Here is a 22,629-nt window from a genome sequence, read left to right on the forward strand (position 1 = left end):
TCATGACATTCGCTGTACGCAAAAATACGCTGGTGCTGGCAACCGGCAATCCCGACAAAGTCGCTGAAATTGATGCTCTGCTCAGGGACAAAGGCTGGATCGTCCGCCCGTTGAAAGACCTCGCGGGAAGTGTGGATATCGACGAAACCGGAACCACACTTCAGGAAAATGCAGCGATTAAGGCGCGCTTTGTGCACAAACTGACGGGCAAACCCGCACTGGCTGATGACACCGGCCTGGAGGTAGATGCCCTTGACGGGCATCCCGGAGTTTACTCCGCACGCTATGCGGGTCCGGAAGCCACTGCATCAGACAACAGGAAAAAATTGCTGGATGAGCTTGGCGATGTTACCGATCCGCAGTCACGCAAGGCCCGGTTCCGCACGGTGATTGCCTTTGTCGATGATTCGGGCGAGGAGTTTTTCGAAGGCGTATGCGAGGGGCATATTACCACCGGAGAGCGGGGCGACGGAGGATTCGGCTATGACCCTGTTTTTCAGCCCGATCATCCGGCCGGCGGCAATTTGACCTTCGCCGAAATGGATGCAGACACGAAAAACAGGATCAGTCACCGGGGAAAGGCGCTTCAGAATTTTCTTAAACGATTTCCTTGATGCCCGGAATCCACCGGACAAACGCTTCAATGGCTTCATACTCCGCCATGCCCAGCTTGTCGTAAAGCTCGGCAGTTCCGCGGTTGCGGTCTTCGGCCCGCTGCCAGAACTCACGCTTGTCACTTCCCGGGAACGCCACATTATCCTTTTGTGACTGGTGCTTGAAAATGGCCCGGCGCTTTCTGGCCAGCTCATCCGGACTAATCGGTACAGCCATTTCAATCTGGTCGATGTCCCACTCATGCCATGCTCCGCGGTACAGCCACACAAAGCAATCTTTGTACCATGACTTGTCCGATGAGCGGCGGATGGATTCCATGACCGCATCCAGGCAGACCTTGTGGGTTCCGTGCGGATCTGCCAGATCACCTGCGGCATAGACCTGATGCGGCTTGACCTTGTCAAGCAGCGCCTTGGTCAGTGCAATATCATCTTCGCCCAGCGGGCTCTTCTGAACCTGGCCGGTTTCATAAAACGGCAGGTTCTGGAAATGGATCTGCTCATCCGGCAATCCGCAGAAGTGGGCTGCGGCACGGGCTTCTGCCTGCCTGACCAGCCCCTTGATCTGACGCAGTTCCGGAATATCCACATCCCCCGGCCTCTTGGTCTTCAGAAAATCCTGGATTTTCCGGAATATCTTTTCGGCTTCCTCACCTTTCAGGTCAAACTCTTTGGCATACACGCGCACAAAATCAGCGAAACGGACGGCATCTTCGTCCAGCACGGCAATGTTGCCGGAAGTCTGGTAGGCAACATGCACCTCATGGCCCTGATCGATCAGCCGCAGGAATGTACCGCCCATGGAGATCACGTCATCATCAGGGTGCGGGCTGAAAACAAGCACCCGCTTCGGGAACGGTGCGGCACGCTCGGGACGGTTGGAGTCATCGGCGTTAGGTTTGCCGCCCGGCCATCCGGTAATGGTATGCTGCACCTCGTTGAAAATCTTGATATTGATGTTGTAGGCCGGTCCGTGTTCGGTCACCAGTTCGCCAAGTCCGTTTTCCGTGTAATCTTCATCGGTCAGCTTCAGAATCGGCTTGTCGAGTTTCTGGCACAGCCAGACCACACCGGAGCGGATCATCCGGTCATCCCAGTCGACCGATCCCACCAGCCACGGATTCTTGAACCGGGTCAGTTCGCTGCTTGCGGATTTGTCCAGAAAAATGGTTGTATTGGGATGGTCCTGGAGGAATGTTGCCGGCACGGATTCGGAAACATCACCCTCAACCGTCCGCTGAATGATTGATGCTTTACCGGCACCGTATGCCATCAGAATGATTCTGCGGGCGTCAAGGATGGTGGCGACGCCCATGGTGATGGCGTTGCGGGGCACAAAGCGCTCTTCAAAAAAGTCACTTGCAGCATCAATCCGGGTAGCCTTGTCCAGAGTAACCAGGCGTGTGTGGGACTCACGGGATGATCCCGGCTCATTGAATCCGATGTGTCCGGTACGCCCGATGCCCAGCAGCTGAATGTCGATCCCGCCGGCTTCCCGGATTTTTTTCTCGTACTCCTGGCAGTAATCGAAGACATCCTCCCGGTCAATCGTGCCGTCAGGTATGTGCACATTGTTTTTATCGATGTCGATATGGTCAAAAAGCTTCTCGTCCATAAAACGCACATAACTCTGCGCCTGTCCGGGATCCATCGGGTAATACTCATCGAGATTGAACGTGATGACGTTTGAAAAGCTCAGGCCCTCTTCCTTGTGCAGCTTGATCAGTTCGGCATACACTTCTTTCGGGGTTGATCCCGTGGCCAGTCCCAGCACAATATGGCGGTCTTCCTGCTGCCTTTTTTTGATCATATCCGCAATTTCGCGGGCGATCAGTTCGGATGATTCTTCGGGTTTGTTGAAAACCCTCGTTGCAATCTTTTCGTATTGCTGAAGTTCTCTGTTGGCTAATAACTCGGACATAAATAATAATTGTTAGAAGTTGTTGTGATCGGGGGTGCTTCCATCAATGGCAATCTTGCTTATTTTAAAAAACACAACTGTTTGAAAGCCCTCATCGTCCCTGTATAATTAATCTGCAAAATTACGATGTGCGCCTCTCAATAGCAAGTTGAGGCCGCCTGCCGGAGAAGCCGGAAGCTCCTGAAACGGAATCCTTTTTGAAAGAAAAACCGGAAGTGCGATATTGCCTGAAACAGTTATCCGTATCAGCAGGATCAGGGAAATATACCGGCAGTGTGGTTGTGGTGCCGAGCGTCACGACCGGCTGCGGCTTGCCTGCCGTGGCTTCAGACCGCTGCTGTGATTCAGAATCAGGACAAATATTTGACAGAGGAGCAAACGTATGAAAAAAGTCATTACAGGGACCTTCCTGGATGAAATAACCCACGACATTCCGTCACAGAACTGGGGACCCGAAGAATGGGCCCGTGACTTTGACAACATGAAATCGGTCGGTATTGACACCGTGATCCTGATCCGCGCCGGCTATGGCCAGCAGGCAACTTTTGAATCCGGTGTTCTGAAAAAAGAGATGAACACCCTTCCGGTCTATACCGATCTTGTGGATCTGTTTCTGGGTGAAGCCGAACGATGCGGCATGGATTTTTTCTTCGGTACCTACGACTCCGGGACCTACTGGATTAATGGCAAATATCAGAAAGAGACCGACATCAACCGGGCATTCTGCGATGAGGTTATCGAAAAGTACGGGCACCGGAATGCATTCAAAGGATGGTATATCTCCCATGAAATCAACACCTTTGACGAGGGGATGATGAACGTCTATGAGCAGCTCTCCGGCCATCTGAAAGGCCTCAAGGACCTGCCCATTTTTATCTCTCCCTACGTCAAGGGCGTCAAGCAGTTCGGTGAAGAGGCCATCAGTCTGGATCAGCATGTCAGGGAATGGAGTGAGGTATTCGCCCGCCTCGAAGGGATCGTCGATATCGTTGCCTTTCAGGACGGGCAGGTGGGGCTGCATGAGCTGGAGGACTATCTTCGTGTCAACGGAGAGCTGGCAGCCAGACACGGTCTGCAAAGCTGGAGCAATGTAGAGTCATTCGACCGCGACATGCCCATAAAGTTTCCTCCCATCGCATGGCCGAAAATGCAGTACAAAATGGAGTCGGCCCTCCGGTCAAATGTGGACAAGCTCATTACATTTGAATTCTCCCATTTCATGAGTCCGAACTCGATGTATCCTTCGGCCCATACATTGTTCAGGCGGTATCTGGAATGGCTGGACAAACAACGATAATCTTGCCTGACATTGCAATTGCATCCATGAACAATGCCGGCTGACGGAAAAGGTCCGGTAACCTCCATAAAAAACCGAAATTATGACAAAGGATAATATCGCAGCGTACCGCAGACAGTTTGAAAACGAACTCTTCACTCATGTCGTCCCGTTCTGGGAAAAACACTCGCCGGACCGTGAAAATGGAGGATATTTCAACTGTCTTGACCGGGACGGCACGGTCTACGATACCAGAAAACATATCTGGCTGCAGGGGCGGCAGGCCTGGATGTTCAGCACGCTCTACCGTACCGTGGACCGGAAGCAGGAATGGCTGGATCTTGCGGAGTCGGGTGTCCGTTTCCTGCGGGATCACGCCAGGCGCTACGACGGCAGAGTTTACTTTTCGATGACGGCTGATGGCAAGCCGGTCTACATGCAGCGTAAAATTTTCTCAGAGTGCTTTTATACCATGGCCATGGCCGGTTACGGACATGCCACAGGAGAGTCCCCCTATCTCAATGAGGCCCGCAGGCAGCTGGAAAAAGTCTGGGACTGGTCGAAGGATCTCAGCAAGGTCGGGCGGCCGCTTTATGACGGCGAAACTCCGGCACAGGCGCTTGCCATTCCGATGATACTGCTGAACCTGATCGAGGAGGTGACGCTCGGCGAAAGCGGTGAATACGATGAGGAGATCAGAGAGTGCATCCGGCGTATGCTGCTGCATGTTCATAAAGAGCGGCAGCTGGTTTTTGAAACGGTTGCTCCCGACGGAAGCTTTATCGACAATCCTGACGGCCGTTTCCTGAATCCGGGGCATGCCATTGAGGCAGGCTGGTTCCTTCAGCACTGGGCGCGGCGGCTCGGTGATGACGAGCTGTCACAAACGGCAGCCGACATGGTCCGCTGGTCGTTCCGTAACGGATGGGACCAGGAGCATGGAGGTATCTATTATTTTCTGGATTCTGAGGGGTATTCGCCGGTGCCTCTGGAGTGGTCTATGAAACTGTGGTGGCCCCATTGTGAAGCAATGTATGCCCATCTGCTGAACTTCAGGCTTTTCAGCGACAAGGCGGACTGGCAGGCATTCAGTCAGGTCACCGATTATACCTTTTCCCACTTCCCGGATCACAAGTTAGGGGAATGGTACGGCTATCTGGACCGTTACGGGCATGTTACACACAGATTCAAAGGAGGACCCTACAAAGGCTGTTTTCATGTTCCGCGCGCATTGCTGCTGTGCTGGCAAACGCTGAAAGAGATGGAAACGGCGTCCGGGTAGGATATCCGCAGAAAATGCGATGAATGTAATGGCAGGCTGCAACCCGCGGCCTTTTAATTCCGTATTATCCGGGATGTTTTTGATGTTTACCGGGTCTGCCGGCAACGACAGACACTATTCCTGCAATAACTAACCCATTGATCATGAGACCACTGTTTGCTGCTGTTTTTTTTATAACTGTATTTGCACTGAGCGCCGGTTTCAGTGCTGCGACGGCACAGAATAATTCAGGCAACTCAGAATCTGAACCGATTCAGGAAGTTACCGTTCCCGAAATCGGATTCGAACGATATCACGAGCGAAATGAGTTTCTGATGGCCTCCCCGGGCGCCATTCGCTTTGGCCTCTACGGATACGACAATCCCGCCATGCTGCAGCATATTCACGACCCCGATTTTGCTCTGCACTGGACTTCTGATGACTTTGTCGGTGAATCCAGCCGGTTCGGGGCTTTTCTGGGAACACCGGGCTCCTCATTTTCCTTCGTCCGGAATGACCTTTTCGGCCAGGAATATCGTGACTACCGGGTCGCGCTGGGCGGCGGTACCGATGCGGCTTCAGCAGGATTTGCAATAAACTGGTACCGGGGTGATACCGATATGCTCGACCTGAGCACCAATGTCACATTTGGCACGCTTTTCCGTCCCGCTTCCCGACTTTCGGTCGGATTGACGGGTACAACCACTTTTGATACCGAGTATTCTGAAGCCGTTGCCGATGTGGCTATCCGTCCGCTCGGAACCCCGCTGCTGACGGTTTTCGGCGATTTTGCCATTGATCAGGATTTCAGAAGCATATCCGACGGCCGATGGTCTGCCGGTGCCGCATTTGAGCTCATGCCCGGCCTTCGCTTCACCGGCCGCTACATCGACGATCTGGGAATTACCGCCGGAATCCAGTTCAGCCTGGGCCGCACAGGGGTAAGCTACCAGTCCCATATGGATACCGACGGCAACCACAGATACAACTCCTACAGCATCCGCGCCGGCGCGCTGGACCGCAACATCTTCGACAGCTATTTCCGCAAGAATCGCAACTATGTGGATATCGATGCCCGCGGATCACTGCCGTATCAGACCTTCCGGTTTTTTGATGAACGGAAAACCTATCTCAAAACACTCGACCAGATTCATGAGGCAGCCAAAGATCCGTCGGTTTCCGGCGTAGTGATCAATACCAAGCGCCTGTCCCTTGACCATGCCAAGTCCTGGGAAATGCGCAAGGCGCTGCAGGATCTCCGGGATTCCGGGAAGAAAGTAGTGGTTTATATTGAGCGCGGCGGAATGAATACCCTGCATTTGGCCTCGGTCGCTGATCATGTGGTTATGGATCCGATGGGCGGCTTGACAATCCCGGGTTTTGTCATGGGCACCACCTACATTGCCGACCTGCTTGAATCCGTTGGCATCGGAGTGGATGAATTCCGTGAGATGGATTATAAATCCGCCTTTGAAGCGCTATCCCGCACGGAAATGTCCGAGGCTGACCGCGAGCAGCGGGAACGCATTCTGGACGGCATGTACGATCTGGTCAGAACCGATGTCACAAGCGGCCGGGATATTACCGATGAGGATTTTGACGCCCTGATTGACGGAGGCATTGCACTCTCTCCGCGCGATCTTCTGGATGCCGGTATCGTGGATGTACTGGCACGTGATACGGATATCGACGATATCATCAATGAGCTGGAGGGCCGAAGGCAGGATCGTATCAAGCCGGGTCAGCTCTACGCCTACAATAAACCCCGCGATGACCAGTGGGGGCCGACCAATAAAATTGCAGTGCTCTATGCCGAAGGGCCAACCATGAACGAAACCGGCATCCGGGCCCGCAAGCTTTCCGAAGCTATACGCGATGCCCGCCGCGACCGTTCGGTCAAGGCCGTAGTGCTGCGTGCCGACTCACCGGGCGGTGATGCGCTGGCCTCGGATCTGGTTGCCGAAGAAATCAGGAAGACATCCGAAGAAAAACCGGTTATAGTCTCAATGGGCGCTGTGGCGGCATCCGGCGGTTACTGGATATCCATGTATGCCGACACCATTGTGGCCGCACCCAATACCATTACCGGCAGCATCGGCGTGATCGGCGGCTGGCTGTGGGATGACGGCATGAGTGATCACCTGAGGCTGCATACCGATCATGTACAGCGCGGAAAGTCAGCCGATCTCGGATTCGGGCCCACACTGCCTCTCGTCGGGCTCAGCCTTCCGAACCGGCCGCTGGCTGATGATGAGCGCGAGGCGCTGGTCGGACGCATGACCGGGCTGTATGATCAGTTCATTCAGAAAGTAGCTGATGGCAGGAATGCGGAATTTGACGAAATTAAGGACGTTTCCGCCGGAAGGGTATGGACGGGTGCCGATGCCATGGAGCGGAAACTGGTCGATGAAATGGGCAGCCTCTACACGGCAATAGAAATTGCCATGGAAAAGGCCGGCCTGACTGCAGACGACAAGATCGAATTTGTTGAAGGTCCGGATGCCTTGCCGTTCTCGCTGGGATTGCTGTTCAGGGGTGTTTTTGGCTCGGAAGCCCCGGAAGTCGAAAGAAAAGATCCGGCCAGGGAGTACCTTGAGCTGATGATCGAAAACAATGCAACCCCGCTTGTCATCATGCCGTTTGAATACTTCAGCTGGATGTACTATCTGAATCCGCCGCAGTGATTTTTTTACATGGTTTCAGAGAAAACGGCAGATTAGAGAAATCAGGCAGCTGGAAGATAATACAGGCACTTAAAACAGACATCTGCCAGATAAAACTGCCAGATAAAAACTGACATAAAAAAAGGCCGGCTTCCACTTCGGAGACCGGCCTTTCTGTTTATAAGCCAGTTGATACAAACGCTCTGGAGCGTATCTGTTTCTGGGTGCTGAATTCGTAACGGAACGGGTGTCTTCCAACACCACGGTCCGTCAGAATACAAACCTTATTTGACAAGCATCATGGTACGCGTCAGCACCTGTTCGCCTGCCTGAAGCTGGTAGATATAGCTTCCGCTGGAAAGCTGTCCGGCATCAAATTCGATCTGATGGGATCCGGCATCCTGCATTCCCTGCTGAAGCGTTGTGATATGTTCCCCCGTTACGCTATACACATCCAGACTCACATCGGCAGGTGCCTCAAGAGTGTAGGTAATGGTAGTGGTCGGGTTGAACGGGTTGGGGTAGTTCTGATCGAGGGAAATGCTTTTCGCAAAGTCCCGTTCCGGTTGTTCGCCGGATGTCTCCACACCCCCGATACCCAGCTCAAAATGCATGACCGGGTTGTTTGAGGACATGACCACGGCATTGCCATCGTTAGTGAAATTGACAAATCCGGTCAGCTGAATATTTTCCACCGCCTGATCTGCCTCAAAAATGACCATATGGCGCAGGAAGGGGTCATCCGGATCGGTGACATCAACAACGGAGAACGGAGTGTCCGGATAACGCGGTCCGGTCAGGATGAAATTACCCTCTTCGGTCTCAATGTAGTCGAGGTCGTAGTGGTCCAGGTTGATGATGGCTTCATCCACCGTTGCCTCTACTTCATTGTTTTCCAGGTTGAACAGGGCAGCCTGCGTGTTGGGACCGTTGGTCCAGACACGGTCATCATCACCGGGGATGGTTCCAAATCCACCGCCAAGACCCTGATCGCCGGTTTCAAGCTTGTCGGCCATCGTAAACGCACCGTCATCCCATTCCAGAACGAGAATTCCGGAGTTCTGGAAACCGGATACCAGGGCGCGGAGTCCGTTATCGGTCATGTGGACGTCCAGACCCTGTCCCCATTGAGCCCATTCACCGGATTCATCCGGCATGTCATGAGCTTCATTGTATACCACTTCGGGGTCAGCCGACTCATCTTCCCAGTGGTAGATGCGGATTTCGGCTTCCATGACCTGGTTGATGCCAAAAATCTGACCATCTTCGGTAGCGGCCATTTCAATCAGCTCCAATGTCACATCACCGCCGGCAACATCTTCGGTCATCGGCAGATAGTCGATGAACTCCCCGTTGTCACCATCCAGAACGGCTACCTGGGGATCGCCGTCCATGACTGTCGGAATAAGTACATTTCCGGTGCCCGGGTTGTACGTTCCGCCCTGATTGACATAAGCCGGCTCACCGTCTTCATCAAGGTCGTACAGGAACTCCTCATCGGCCGGGGCAGTGCTCCATTCCGGGTCGATCAGTTCAAAATCATCGGTTACATTTTGTGCCTGCACCGACAGCGAAAAACTGAAAATGACAGCAAGGCACAGAGTGAAAAGTTTAGAGGGTGTAAGATTTCGTATCATACGTTCTCCTTTTGGTTTTCGGTTAATGGTTTGATCTACATTTCGTCTACGTGAATGTCGGGATTGGCGTCCCACCACATCCTGCGGGTTGGATGCATCCGGAAATCACCCGGGTCACCATCCTGACGCTCAATGGCTTCTCTGAGATTATCGGGATTGAGGCCTTCTTCTTCCGAGGGGTAGCGCACACGGCGAGGCAGCTGTCCGTCAGTTTCGCCGCCGCCGGGAGCCGCTATCTCATAGGGCTCCGGAAATCCTGTGCGGCGCATCTCTGCCCAGGCTTCCAGGCCTTGTCCGTATATGGCAAGCCATTTCTGAGTCATGATTTGCTCAAGCTGCTCTTCAAAAGAGGCGCCGGACTCATACGCAACACCGGATTGACCGACATAATCGTCGATTTCGTCCTGAGCGATTTTGTCATCTTCGAGATCCCGCTCGACATAATCGATCAGCCAGTTCAGGTGCTCCATGTTTGCCCTGATCCCTTCTTCATAGTGATCGGCGGCATTCCCGGGTCCCCAACCCCGCAAGGCAGCCTCCGCTTCAAGAAACTTGACCTCGGCATAGGTGATGAAGGGTATGGGAGTGTCCTGCTGGACAAAAAGGGCGCCCTGGGTTGAATAATTCCGGTCGGGATGATCTCCCAGCTGGCTGTCGGAAAGGCCGTTGGGCAATCCCGCAAACTGCCTGCGCACATTGGGCCGTGCGTAAATTTCCAGTCTCGGATCATCATACCCGGTCAGCCGGTCGATCATTTTTTCACTGACACGGTACTCGTCAAAACTGTAAACCCAGTACATCGGGTTTTCATGAACCAGGTCACCGGTGCCGCCTCCCGGATCGGTTTCAAGGTATGCATTCTGATCGTTGCCGGATATGATCAGCCCGGTGTTCAGGACATCGCTTACATGCTCCTGTGCCAGATCCTGATCGGCATAGGCAACTCTCATGGCAAGCCTGAGACGCAGTGAGTTGCCGAAACGCCTCCATTGATCCAGATCATCGTGGAAAAGAACATCAGCATCCCCAGTACGGTACTCAAGCCCTTCATCAAGCTGGTCCACGGCATCCCTGAGGTCCTCCAGCATATGATTATAGATATCTTCCTGGGAATCATATGCCGGGCGAAGGTCCTCCTGGAAGGCCTCGGAGTAAGGAATATCACCGAAAAAGTCGGTAACTCTGTGCATGGTGAAGGCATGCCAGATGCGCGCCTGGGCATTCAGGTTGGCAAGGTCAGGATCATCATCGGTTTTCTGGATGGCCTCGGCGATATTTATTCCAAAATCTGAATACGAAGACGTCCATAGTCTGGTGAGCCAGTCCTGGTTGGTTTCATACCGGTCCGTTCCCCAGCCGGTCTGTGAATTGGCGAAATACTGGGAGTAACGGTTGCCGTACAGATCCTTGGCGCGTTGATAAACATCGTAGCGCAACGCACCGTAAACAAGGCCGCGGGTAAACAGCATTTCCGGCGGCACATCGGTAACACTGGTCGGATCCGTGTTTATCTCCTCAAAATTGTCCGTGCATGCAATGACAACAAAAAGCATCAACAGGATTCCGGTAATTGTCAGGGTTCTCATCGTGGTTATTCTGCTTGATTTAAAATTTTTCATGGAAACGGTAATCGGATGACGGTTTTCCGGGTTTGTTATATGCGTACGTTGATGTTAAATCCGACGCTGCGTGTTTCGGGAAACCCGAATGCCTCTATTCCCTGGGCATTTCCAATGTTGAAACTGCCCTGTGCCGGACTGAAGCCGGGGGTGTTTTTGTGGAAATAGAACAGGTTCCGGCCAATCACCGATACTTCAAGTGCGATAATGGGCAGTTGTTCAAGTAAATGAGGAGGCATGAAGTAGGAAAAGGATATTTCACGCATCCGTACATAAGTAGCATCGTAAACAAACTCCTCGGTAATTGGGGAGTATCCGCCGACATTGCTCCAGTAGGATTGCGGGTCAACCGGCTTGTCATTCTCGACCCACTCTGTATTTCCGTCCGCATCGGTAGTTTCTACAACGCCTTCAGCGACAAACCCGCGGGGTTCGGCATCTGCAACGCCCTCCTCCAGTTCCGCCTGATAGGCATACCACTCCCGGCGCCCTTCAAGCGTGACTTTTGAATTGCCCCGCTGGGCCATGAATGCGTTCATGAGCGAGTATACCTCACCTCCGTAGGAAATGTCGATCAGTGTGCTCAGCCCGAAGTTGCGGTACCTGATGTCATTGGAAATGCCACCGGTCCAGTCCGGATTGAAGTTTCCAAGCACATGATCGCCGTCATCTTCCACCGGCATACCATCACTGTCAATAATTCTTCGCCCGTCATCATTGCGCTTGTACCGCGTTCCGACAATATCGCCGAAAGGTTCCCCTACGGACGCACGTACGACGGCTCCGTCTATGCTGCCGAGGAAATAGTTTTCTACATCCTCATGCAGTTCGATGATCTGGTTGCGGTTGAGTCCGAAGGTAAAGCGGGAGTCCCAGCGCCATCCGGTCCTGGACTCCAGAGGCGTTATGCCTGCGACAGCTTCAAATCCGCGGTTGCGGATCTCACCGGCATTCACCGTCGCGGACGTGTGTCCGGATGCTTTTGAAACCGGGATGTTCAGAATCTGATTCCGCGTGGTTTCCGTATAGGCCGTCATATCCAGCGTCAGGCGGTTGTTGAAGAAGCGCAAGTCAAGTCCGGCTTCATAGGACCGGGCGATTTCCGGCTTCAGGTCTACCGCAGGCAGTGTGCCGGGCCCGTCGGCAAACGGCTGATCGAAATGTCCCGGATTGACGTTGTATACGAAATTGGTCATATACGGATTACCTCCGGCTCCGACATCAGCAAACGAGAGTCTGATGCGGCCGAAGTTGAACGTTTCCGACTCCAGCCCGAAAGCCTCACTCCAGACAAGCGTTCCGGAAATGGAAGGATACATGAACGGCAGGTTTTCTGTCGGGAGGGTGGATACCCAGTCAATGCGGTTGGTGACTTCCAGAAAGGCATAGTTCCGAAAACCCAGCTGTGCCGATCCGAAAATGGAGTTCTCACGCTCACGGCCGACAGCGTGGATGTTTGTAACCCGTTCGGCATTGCTGACATCATAAAAGCCGGGTATGGCAAGTCCGGCCGCACTGTGCCCGAACTCTCTCATGTCATAATTCCGGTAGTTGGCTCCGAAATTCATGTCCAGATGCCACTCTTCGGCCAGCGGCCTGTCAATGGTAAGTATACCGGTCATATTGAACTCCTCGACGGTCCGGGAGCGCTGGGTAAAGTTCGGCCGGTCTTCGTACGGCGTGTTGGTGGCCCGGCGGTGCTCCCTGGTTTCTTCAAAGTAGTCAAGTCCTGCCCGGCCCATGACACTGATCCAGTCATTGATGTCATAATCAATCTGGGCAAATCCGTAAGCACGGTCTCTTTCATCTTCGTTGATATTGAGGTTGTAAGCCCAGTAGGGGTTCATGTTGCGGGTTGAGCGCTGATCCTCGTCGCGCAGCCAGGCGCCGTCCCAGGTCCGGGTAAACCCGTCAGCTGTCTGGAAATTTTCCATGTCGGAGAGCAGCTCGCTCCGCGGCATGCGGACCAGTGCCTTTACAGGGTTGTCGGGATCACGTGCCTGCGGGGGCCGGTTGAAGCCGTCCTGTTTGACGTAGTTGAATCGTCCCTCGGCCCGCAGCCTGTCCGAGAATTGCTTGTGAGCACGCAGCGAAACGCTGTGGCGGGTTACGTCACTGTCAGGATAAATACCCTGGTTGGACATGTTGGTGTAAGAAAGGCGGTATGCGTGGTCGGTTCCGCCGCCGGTGAGTGTCAGGGACTGATTGCTGGTGACCCCGGTCCGGAAAAAGTCAGTGACCGGATCATCCTGGCCGGTGTAGGGCCGCACCTCATCCGTCCAGTCCCGGATCATAATATCGGATGACATGCGCGGACCCCAGCTGTTTTCCTCGCTGTTGTCGATGATATAATAATCTTCATCGGGATTGTAATCGCTGAAAGTGCCTCCGGAACCGCGGCCGTATTCGTTCTGGAATTCGGGTGTAATTGCCGGCTGTTCAATGGTAACATTGGATGTGTATTCCACGCCGATCCCGTCGACACCTGAACCGTCCTTGGTGGTGATGATGACGGCACCGTTGGCGGCTCTGGACCCGTAAAGCGCGGCTGCGTTGGGTCCCTGGAGAATATTGATTGATTTGATATCGTGAGGGTTGATCTGGTTCAGACCGGTTCCGTAGTCGAATCCGCCCCACTCACCGGCGCTCATGCCGCCGGAGTTGTCGATGGGCATGCCGTCTACAATGAAAAGCGGCTGATTGGCATCACCGGGCCGCAGTGAGCGGTGTCCGCGAATGATAACTCTTGCAGAGCCATCAGCGCCGGTTCCCAGCCCGGAAATATCGACATTGGCAACACGGCCCTGAAGAGATGTCATGGCATTCATGTCATGGCTTCGGATGAAGTCGTCTGCATCAATTTCCTGTATGGTATGACCGATGGATTTTTCATCGCGTGTCATTCCCATCGCAGTGACAACGACATCATCACCTTCGAAGACGACAGGACTCAGCCGGACATCGATGGAGGTTCGGTCATCAATTGCAACACTTCGCTCTTCGTAACCGACAAAAGAGAATACCAGATATTCCCCGTCTTCCGGGACTTCAATCTGGTAGTTACCGTCTTCGTCAGAGGTGGTGCCAATGGTAGTTTCATCAACAACGATGTTGACTCCGGGAAGCCGGGACTCATCATCGGCGTCATAAACGGTCCCTGTAATTGTGGTTGTCTGGGCTTTGATGCTGACTGAGAATGTAACCAGCAGACAGCACATGACGCCGGCTTTCAGTATGCGTGAACTCATATTTTAAACGGGGAGTTAATGTTAATTACGGTCCTGTTTTTTAATAAATGATATCAGGGATATCACGGTTTACATTCAACCGTTTTCCGGTACAGGTCCCTGATACTGCGCGGTTTATTATTAGTATCTTGTCATCTGAAATGGCAATTGGCAATGGCAATTGTCAAATATTATCATGACTGGTATGTACTATCAGCAACTAATATGAAACCGCTTTTTTGTTGTTGTTAAATAAACAGAAAATCAACAAAAATGAAACGTCCGCGTATGTTAAATACGTTGTTTAATATTATTTTTTGTTTGTAAAATAATAGTTGGTGCTATACACGTATGCGTCGTATAAAAATTATTACATATTAACATAAGTTAAATTATGTTATTCGTGTGGTTTGGATGCAGTCCGCTCCCCGGTATCATGTGCCTGAAGCCGCAGCACTGCTGAACAGCTGATGCATATGATAAGGCAAACCCGGTTTTACCCGTATACCGCGGCAGTGTCAGTATTCCAGCAGGATCGTTACAATCTGGCGGGAAGCCGCATCAATACTGATTTTACGGCCTTCACGAACGGATAACTCTCCGGCCGGTTTTTCTTCCAGGGTAAGCTGTGTCGCTTTTTTGACAGGGAACCACGAGGTAATCTCTCCGGAAACAGGACGGTCTGACGGGTTATACAAACGAAGCACAAATTGTCCCTCCGGTCCTTTCGTTCCGTTTTCACCGGCATACGAGCCCTGGGCTTTCTTGATGGAACTGAAAGTGAGTACGGACGGACTGATATTGAGGAATGAGGTTCCGGGCGCAATGTCCCCCCCGGCCGGACCGGTTTCGAACATCCGCAGGGCATAATTGAACCGGAATGCCTGCTCAAATACACCGCCGCTCTCCCAGTTTCCATCATGAGGGTAAAAGGCCAGCCGGTATTGCTGCTTTCCGAAGCACTGGGTTCCCTTCATCCCGGAATAGTCAACTTCGGATGCCACAGGTATGCGGTATTCAAATGAACGCATCAGTGTAACGGCCAGCGTCTGATCCTCATCATCACGTACTTCGTACTCCTTGAGTCCGTCAACCAGGACGGCGGTGCCTTCCGAATCATTGGCGACATCAACAAAATGGTGCATGGGATAGTCATACATCGGCTGTTCCACCCAGTCATGGCTGTCAATGCGCCGGGTTTCACGCTTCACAACATCAAACTGACCTTCACCCCATGAGTATCCGGCGTTCAGCCCCAGCGGAAACATGATCCGCAGCCGGTGACTTTCGGCAGTATTGTCAACTTCGACGGAAAGCTCCGGCCACTTTTGGCCGTGGCTGAGTGAAACTTCGAGTGTTACCGGCATATCGACCCGCTCACTGCTTCCGGATTTTCTTGCCTGAAGATCCGCCGGCAGTGACATGACATGACGGATCAGCACACTTGCCTTCAGCGGACCGTTTTCGGTCAGTGAGATCTCCGGCGTCGTTCCTTTCGTGTCGGTAAAAGGACCGATGGCTTCATGAACCCACGCATGTCCGGCCTCGCCCTCATCATAGAACCAGGCCTGGTTGCGATACGTCTTGTTCCGGCTCTTGTCGGTCACATCAAGGGTTCCGTCACGGTTGATTTTCACGCTGAGATGATCATTTTCAAGCTTCCACTCAGAGCCTTTTCCGGATGCTATCGCAGCACCGGCGGTTGTATCCTCTCCGGCAGCACCGGCAGCACTGTTTTCACTTTCGTGAAGGTCATTTTGTTTGTTTTCTGATACGTTATTGCTGACCGGAAGCACCTTGACGGAATCAAATCCCATAGCCGGGATATCCGGTGTCAGCATGTGCACCCGATAGCGAACCATGCTGAAGTACATCGGACGGTTGACAGGCTGTTCCAGGATCGGCTGCACCTCGCTTCGTTCAATAAGCTGAAAAGGAAGCGTGTTGCCGGACCTGTCCTGAAGCTTGATTCCGCCCTTATCAAACTCCTGCGGTACATCAATTACAGCTTCAACTACCTCGGATCGTCCGTATTGGGTGGTGTTTACGGCAACAATATGAATACTGTCAGGATCTTCGTCCGAAAGGTCAATGCTGCCGGCAAGATGTTTTGCCGCCCGGTCATACATGCCACGCGAGATCTCTTCGGAATGGCGGAACCGGTACATCATATCCTCATGGATGGGATCAAGACTGCATCCGCCAATGGAATCATGCGCAGAATTCTGGATCAGCAAATCCCAGGCCATTTCCGGATAGCGGTCGTTGATATCGAGTCCGGCCATGCCCATGAAACAGTTCAGCGGTTCGGCATAGTGTTGAATCCAGCGCTCGGCATTGAAGTTGGCCTGCTTCAGGTACATTCTGGCTGAAAGGGCATACCCGTACAGATTGGCACTCCGGTGATCGTACTGGGCGCTGCGCCGCTCGCCTTTTACCAGCGACAGGTTGTCGTGATCGATCTCTTCCGCGAGATGCTTTGCGTACTCTTCCAGTGTGCTGTGGCGGATATCAAGGTCCGGAAACTCCTTGCGGATGTCGCGCAGCAGCTGCACGGTTTTGGCGTTCGGACCGCTTGAATCATGTCCCTCCATCCAGATGACATGGCGTGTGGTAAAATCATCCGCCTGATCCCGGATAATCTTTTCGACCGATTCCCGGATATTTTCAGGGGTGTATCCATCTTTGTAGCGGGTCATGAAGTAGTCTTCGCCGGACTGCTCTTTGTCGGCAAAGTGGAACGGACGTCCGCCGTTGCTCCACCGGTACTCAATATCGGCCGGCTGTTCACCGTGAACGACAGGCCGGTAAATGTAGAAGTAAAAATTGTATCGGGGCCAGGTGGAAAAGCGGGAAGAGAGTGCGCGGGTTCCGTCGGCGCCTTCCCAAATGAATTCGGCCTTAGGGCTGTCGATTGAATTGATCCCGCGATAGAACATAATCAAGTCAATGCCGAACTCACGGTACAGTTGAGGAAGCTGGGAAATTTGTCCCCATGAAAACGGGGAGTAGCCGATTTTTGAGACGCCGCCGAACTGTTCACATACCTCATGCCCGCGCAGCAGGTTGCGCACCAGGTTTTCACCTCCGACCATGTACTCATCGGGCAGGGTGTACCAGGGTCCGATCAGCAGCCGCTTGCTGCGCACCATTTCTGTCAGGAGTTCCTTTTTGTGCGGACGGGCTTCCAGATAGTCCGTGACCATAATGGACTGGCTGTCCAGATGATAAGCACGGTAATCGGGTTCTGATTCCAGGATGTCGAGCACTTCATCGAGCATCTCGACAAGCATCTGGCGGTTGCGCTGGTAGGGAAACCGCCATTCGCGGTCCCAGTGCGTATTGGAAATGACGTGAAATACGCGGTCTGACATAGAAAAATGGATTTTATGGTGTGTGATTGCCTGAATTGTCTAAATATGGTTGCGCATCAGGCCGGAAACAAAAAATGAATGTGCAAGCAGAACCTCCGGAAGGCCGCCTTCAGCAACAAAACTGGCGGCATCGAAGGAGTGTCCGCTTGTTTCGCTGAAGGGAACGGCAATGCAGCGCCCGATTCCGGCAGCCCGAATGGCAACGGTGCCGCTCTGACTGTCTTCAAAACCTATGACACTGTCAAAATCTTCTGGCTGCACGCCGGTCTGCTGCAGGGCGATGGAGTACAGGTCCCTGAACGGTTTCAGGCGGATTTCGCTCGAATCACTTGCCGTTACGAATGCATCATAGCATAAAGCAGGTTCATCAAAACGTTTTCGCAACCGGGCCTTAACTGCTTCAGAGACAGGCCATGTTTCGATTTCATCGCGGATTACATGAAACACTTCTTTCATGACGACTTCAGCTTCGTAGCGGATGGAAGAGGTCACCAGGGCAAGCTTTACGGGATGTTCTGCAAAAAAACGGCCCAGTCCGGCAAGGATTTGAGCGCTCTTTCCGGGTTCTCCGAATTTGTTATCAGGGTCCGCTACTCCGGCTAGCTTGCCGGCATCTTCACCAAGGTCGCCCTTCAGCAGCGACAGCGTAACGGCAACGCCCGGCATTGGTTCAATAAGCGGGCGATCAGGATCAACGCCCGGAATTTCATCCAGAAATGTCCTGTCATTACGTTCGATTGCAGCCAGAATTTCGTGATACCGCTGATAATATATGTCAATGCATGCCTGAACCTGGTGCTCCCGGCCGGTTATGGAAAAGGGTCGGTTGGTTTTCCCGCCGGCGTCCCCGTGGTCTGCAACAATATCAGAAGCTCCGAATTGCTGTGCGTTAACCCGGACCTGCTGCCTGCGCTGCTCATCGCGGCTGTTGCCGAGGGTCCAGCGGGCCGCATCCAGGAAAGCGCTGCCGATGGCCTCAGGCTCAAAGGCACTTCCGTACGTGTCAGCCAGATATTCCACATGTTTCGTAGTGCTGTTGCCGATGACGTGAGGATAGTCACGGTCCGGATCCAGTCCCTGCCAGTCCGGTCCGCCGGATCCCATCGCTTTTCTCACAGCATGTTCAAGCGCATGGATACACAGTGTCTCTGTGGTGGTCGTGGTACCGTCCATATCCATCACGGCAGCCAGCGGAGTCGTGTTAAACTCCTTCAGTGCGGGTGCTATAGGACAAATTTCGTAGGGGGGATACACGTAGGACGGGTTCGGAATACGCACGAACTGATCGCCGCGGCTGACCATCATATCAGCCGCCTGATTGCGGGAAATAATTTTAATTGGCATAGTACTGGTCTGACCCTGAAATAATCGATATTGACCCTATAAATAATCCGGTTCCGGTTGTCCGGTTTTGGGAGAGGCAAAGTTACAAAATTAACCCAAAGGATTCACCTCGCGTGCTGAAATCGAACATAATGCGTCCCTGCCGTAAGAATCGGAGAATACCAGCAAAAAACGGTCACTACGGTTTTGGAAAAAAGCCGGCTAAGATGTAACATGTTCCGGAAGTATCAGGAAAGTGACCGGGACAGTGAAGGGATATATATGACACAAAAAACCGGACAGGCTTCGGGCGGACGCGCACTCGGCCTTGATGCGCTGAGGGGACTTGCCATCCTTACGATGGTGCTGTCCGGCATTATTCCTTTCGGCGAGCTGCCCGCCTGGATGTACCATGCCCAGCTTCCGCCGCCTGATCACGGGTTTGACCCCGAAGTGCGCGGAATCACCTGGGTGGATCTGGTTTTCCCCTTTTTTCTTTTCAGTATGGGTGTTGCGATTCCGCTTGCTTTCACAAAGCGGATGGAGGCAGGCGGACAGTATCTGAACATGCTGAAAAAAGTAGCGGAGCGCGGGTTTTTGCTCGGTTTTTTTGCCATTTATCTTCATCACGTCCGGCCTTTTGTGCTGGAACCGTCTGATCCGGATCCATGGGTTTGGTGGGCTGCGCTCGCAGGGGGTGCGCTGCTGTTTCCCATCTATACCCGGCTGCCCAAAACCTGGTCGCCGAAGGTGCAATGGGGAATCCGCCTGGCCGGTTTTGCAGGGGCTATAGCCCTGCTTGCTGTCCTGAGATATCCCGACGGATCGGGTTTTTCCCTGCACCGCAGCGATATCATTCTGATCGTTCTGACTAACATGGCGGTATTCACCTCCCTCATCTGGCTTGCCACGCCCAAACGACAGGACCTGCGTCTCGGGGTGCTTGTGCTGCTGGCAGCCTGCATGCTGTCCGCAGAAGAATCGGGATGGATTGCCGCTTTGTGGGATTCATCGCCGGTGCCATGGTTGTTTCAGTTTGACTACCTGAAATATCTCTTCATACTCATTCCGGGTACCATGGTGGGCGACCGGCTGGTATATTCGATGAAACACGGCCTGCCGGAACCTTCGCAAACCGATGGCTTACGGAACAATTTCCGGTACTGGATACTGTCAGTGAGCGGAATTGTACTGATGGTAGTTCTGCTTGCCGGCTTGCTCGGCCGTTACGTGTTCCCGACGGTGGTTGTATCCGCACTTATCCTGGCCGGCGGTCTGATGCTCGTATGGAAACAGCAAAATGAAAATGATTCTCTGTTTCGCAGCCTGCTTGTCTGGGGCGCATTCTGGCTGATGCTTGGCTTGTTGCTGGAATCCTTTGAAGGGGGGATCCGCAAAGACCATGCGACCTTCAGCTATTTTTTCGTAACAACAGGTATAGCGATCTGGGTTATGGTCTCTCTGATGATCTGGATTGATGTGTTTCGCGGCACCCGCCTGTTTTCGCTGCTTGTTCAGAACGGTCAGAATCCGATGATTGCCTATGCCGGAATGCAGAACTTTGTCCTGCCGGTACTTACTCTGACCGGCATTCACGAATTCCTGGTTTCGGCCACCGAACATGACCCCTGGCTGGGCGTGCTTCGTGCGGTTGCCTATACCGTTCTGCTGGCGGTTATCGTGAGCTGGCTGACCCGAAAACGGGTGTTCTGGAGGTCATAAAGCGCTTTTTTCATTCCAAAAACTTTGAAAACAAGCTCCGGTTAACGTATTTTAAAATTTATTCATGCATTCCGGTATCACAACCTCAGGGACAGGTTTCATTCACACAGAATGTTGGCAAGGTTCTTGATATGTAATACAGCACTCTGTTTACTGCGTACCAAATGATGATATGGAAGTGATCAGGAACCGTCCGGCACTTCCTGCACACAGTAAAAATCTTGGATCATAACATTTTTAACACATGAATCAAACGTTACTATGGTTAGTTGCAGCAGCAATCGCATTTGGCAGTCTTGCAGCCTGCTCTGAAATTGAAACACCCGATGACAGAATGGAGCTGCGCGGCGTCTGGATCACCAATGTGGACTCCGATGTGATGTTTGACCGGCAGTCAACTGCCGAAGCCATGGAGTATCTGTCGGAAAGAGGGTTTAATATTGTTTTTCCGGTGGTTTGGAATGCCGGATACACCCTTTATCCCAGTGAGGTTATGGTCGAATATTTCGGAGAGGATTACAGAATTGACCCTCGTTTCACCGACCCTGAACGTGACCCGCTCAAAGACATCATCGTTGAAGCCAGAAAGCACGGGATGGAAGTCATGCCATGGTTTGAATACGGATTTGCCAGTTCGCACGACGAAGGCGGGGGACATATCCTTGAATCGTATCCCCATTGGGCTGCCAAAGACAGTTCGGGCGTATTGCTGTCGAAAAACAATTTTGAGTGGATGAATGCCTTCCACTATGAGGTGCAGGAGTTTATTCTTGCACTCATTGCCGAGGTAATTGAAATGTACGACGTTGACGGAATCCAGGGTGACGACCGGCTGCCCGCTCTTCCTGCTGAGGGAGGCTATTCCGATTATACAAGGGAATTGTACAAGGAGGAATTTGGCGAAGAGCCTCCGCTCGATCCGCGCGAGGAGCCGTTCCTTCAATGGAAGGCAGACCGGCTCAGTGATTTCGGCGAGCAAATGTACGAGATGGTGAAGTCGTACGATCCCGAACTCAGTGTCTCACTCTCGCCAAGCATCTATGACTGGTCAAAGGACGAATACCTGCAGGACTGGACCGAGTGGGTGCGGCGCGGAACGGTTGATTTGCTCCATCCGCAGATATACCGATATGACATTGAGGCTTATCTGGACGAACTTGAGGTACAGCACAATTACTTCCTGGAAGCACTCGAAGAGCGTGATCCTGAAAGCGAACGCGACCATGAAATTTTTCATGCTCCCGGCGTTCTGATCAAGGTAGGTGACAATTATAACGGGCCTGAATATGTAAGGCAGGCCCTGGACCGTCATCATGAGCTCGGTCTCAACGGTGAAGTCTACTTCTTTTATGAGGGTTTGTTTGAAGAAAACGACAACCTGGGCGACAGTATTTATGCCCATCACTACCGAAAACCGGCGTTTCTGCCGCATCGCGATTCTGAGCGCAGGAAACCGTCCTACCGTTTGCCTCATGACTATGCCGATACGACAAACACCGGAACATGGCAGGTGTCCGAACACCCCGGAGCATGGGGCAACAGGCTGATGGTTTCAGATAATGCTGACGCATCGAACCGTCTGCGGCTGTTTGTCTCCGATGAAGGACACTATGACATCATGGTGCATGTTCCTTTTGATAATATGCCGGAAGAGAAGGTAACCTATGTCCTTGAGTTGCCCGAAGAACAATTTGAATATACGCTCGACACCTCCGGTTTGACACAGGGCGGCTGGCATATTCTGGACACCCGGTATTTTGCACAGGGTGAACGCTTTCATATGACAGTCAAACAATCAGAAAATTCTGCCGGAACAGTCTGGTTTGACGGCCTCATGTTTCAGCGTAATCACCATCATGCCATTCGCTGACAGACAGATATTGGCGGGACTCCGCCGAAACGCAATTCCCGAACATGACTGCAAACCGGCCCGGACAGGAAATCATCATATATCATCTCACAAACATCACCTCATAACTCTTTTTTGATATG

13 protein-coding genes are annotated in these 22,629 nt (G+C 52.7%); 7 read left to right on the top strand and 6 right to left on the bottom strand.

Annotation, left to right across the window (positions count from 1 at the left end; genetic code table 11):
* The first annotated feature begins 2 nt into the window (after window positions 1–2).
* Window positions 3–614 carry an RdgB/HAM1 family non-canonical purine NTP pyrophosphatase gene (gene rdgB, locus NATSA_RS05615; protein ID WP_210511025.1) on the top strand — a complete coding sequence of 204 codons (612 nt, stop codon included), beginning with the start codon at window positions 3–5 and terminating at the stop codon, window positions 612–614.
* On the opposite strand, the gene nagB is transcribed toward rdgB, so the two are convergent.
* Window positions 598–2,535, bottom strand: a complete 1,938-nt coding sequence (nagB, locus tag NATSA_RS05620) for a glucosamine-6-phosphate deaminase (RefSeq protein WP_210511026.1) — start codon at window positions 2,533–2,535, stop codon at window positions 598–600. The two genes, rdgB and nagB, sit on opposite strands and share 17 nt — an antisense overlap.
* Before the next feature lie 197 nt (window positions 2,536–2,732).
* Between nagB and NATSA_RS05625 the strand changes: the two genes are divergently transcribed.
* From NATSA_RS05625 to NATSA_RS05640, 4 genes are all read left to right on the top strand, one after another.
* Window positions 2,733–2,921 (top strand): hypothetical protein, encoded by a 189-nt coding sequence (locus NATSA_RS05625; RefSeq protein ID WP_210511027.1) that lies wholly within the window; start codon window positions 2,733–2,735, stop codon window positions 2,919–2,921.
* Window positions 2,918–3,832 carry a DUF4434 domain-containing protein gene (locus tag NATSA_RS05630; protein WP_210511028.1) on the top strand — a complete coding sequence of 305 codons (915 nt, stop codon included), beginning with the start codon at window positions 2,918–2,920 and terminating at the stop codon, window positions 3,830–3,832. The genes NATSA_RS05625 and NATSA_RS05630 overlap by 4 nt, the downstream gene beginning before the upstream one ends.
* Window positions 3,833–3,914: 82 nt before the next feature.
* Entirely contained in the window at window positions 3,915–5,093 is a 1,179-nt protein-coding gene (locus NATSA_RS05635; protein ID WP_210511029.1) for an AGE family epimerase/isomerase, read from the top strand.
* 143 nt (window positions 5,094–5,236) lie between these two features.
* The gene (locus tag NATSA_RS05640) at window positions 5,237–7,756 is read left to right on the top strand and encodes a S49 family peptidase (protein ID WP_210511030.1); all 2,520 of its coding nucleotides are present in this window, start codon (window positions 5,237–5,239) and stop codon (window positions 7,754–7,756) included.
* Between the two features lie 263 nt (window positions 7,757–8,019).
* Here the strand turns inward: NATSA_RS05640 and NATSA_RS05645 are convergent, their stop codons facing one another.
* From NATSA_RS05645 to NATSA_RS05665, 5 genes are all read right to left on the bottom strand, one after another.
* Window positions 8,020–9,372, bottom strand: coding sequence for a T9SS type A sorting domain-containing protein (locus NATSA_RS05645; protein ID WP_210511031.1), 1,353 nt, complete (start codon window positions 9,370–9,372; stop codon window positions 8,020–8,022).
* Between the two features lie 35 nt (window positions 9,373–9,407).
* Complete coding sequence (locus NATSA_RS05650; RefSeq protein ID WP_210511032.1) at window positions 9,408–10,991, bottom strand: SusD/RagB family nutrient-binding outer membrane lipoprotein; 1,584 nt, start codon at window positions 10,989–10,991, stop codon at window positions 9,408–9,410.
* Between the two features lie 35 nt (window positions 10,992–11,026).
* Window positions 11,027–14,239 carry a SusC/RagA family TonB-linked outer membrane protein gene (locus NATSA_RS05655; RefSeq protein WP_210511033.1) on the bottom strand — a complete coding sequence of 1,071 codons (3,213 nt, stop codon included), beginning with the start codon at window positions 14,237–14,239 and terminating at the stop codon, window positions 11,027–11,029.
* A gap of 497 nt (window positions 14,240–14,736) precedes the next feature.
* Entirely contained in the window at window positions 14,737–17,592 is a 2,856-nt protein-coding gene (locus NATSA_RS05660; protein WP_210511034.1) for an alpha-mannosidase, read from the bottom strand.
* 39 nt (window positions 17,593–17,631) lie between these two features.
* A complete protein-coding gene (locus tag NATSA_RS05665; protein ID WP_210511035.1) occupies window positions 17,632–18,936 on the bottom strand; it encodes an HAD family hydrolase in 1,305 nt (434 codons plus the stop codon).
* Window positions 18,937–19,197: 261 nt separating this feature from the next.
* Here NATSA_RS05665 and NATSA_RS05670 point away from each other — a divergent pair, with 261 nt between their 5' ends.
* Window positions 19,198–20,637 (top strand): DUF5009 domain-containing protein, encoded by a 1,440-nt coding sequence (locus NATSA_RS05670; RefSeq protein ID WP_210511036.1) that lies wholly within the window; start codon window positions 19,198–19,200, stop codon window positions 20,635–20,637.
* A gap of 244 nt (window positions 20,638–20,881) precedes the next feature.
* Entirely contained in the window at window positions 20,882–22,507 is a 1,626-nt protein-coding gene (locus NATSA_RS05675; RefSeq protein ID WP_210511037.1) for a glycoside hydrolase family 10-like protein, read from the top strand.
* Window positions 22,508–22,629 lie beyond the last annotated feature (122 nt).

Source organism: Natronogracilivirga saccharolytica (genome assembly GCF_017921895.1).
Lineage (GTDB): Bacteria > Bacteroidota > Rhodothermia > Balneolales > Natronogracilivirgulaceae > Natronogracilivirga > Natronogracilivirga saccharolytica.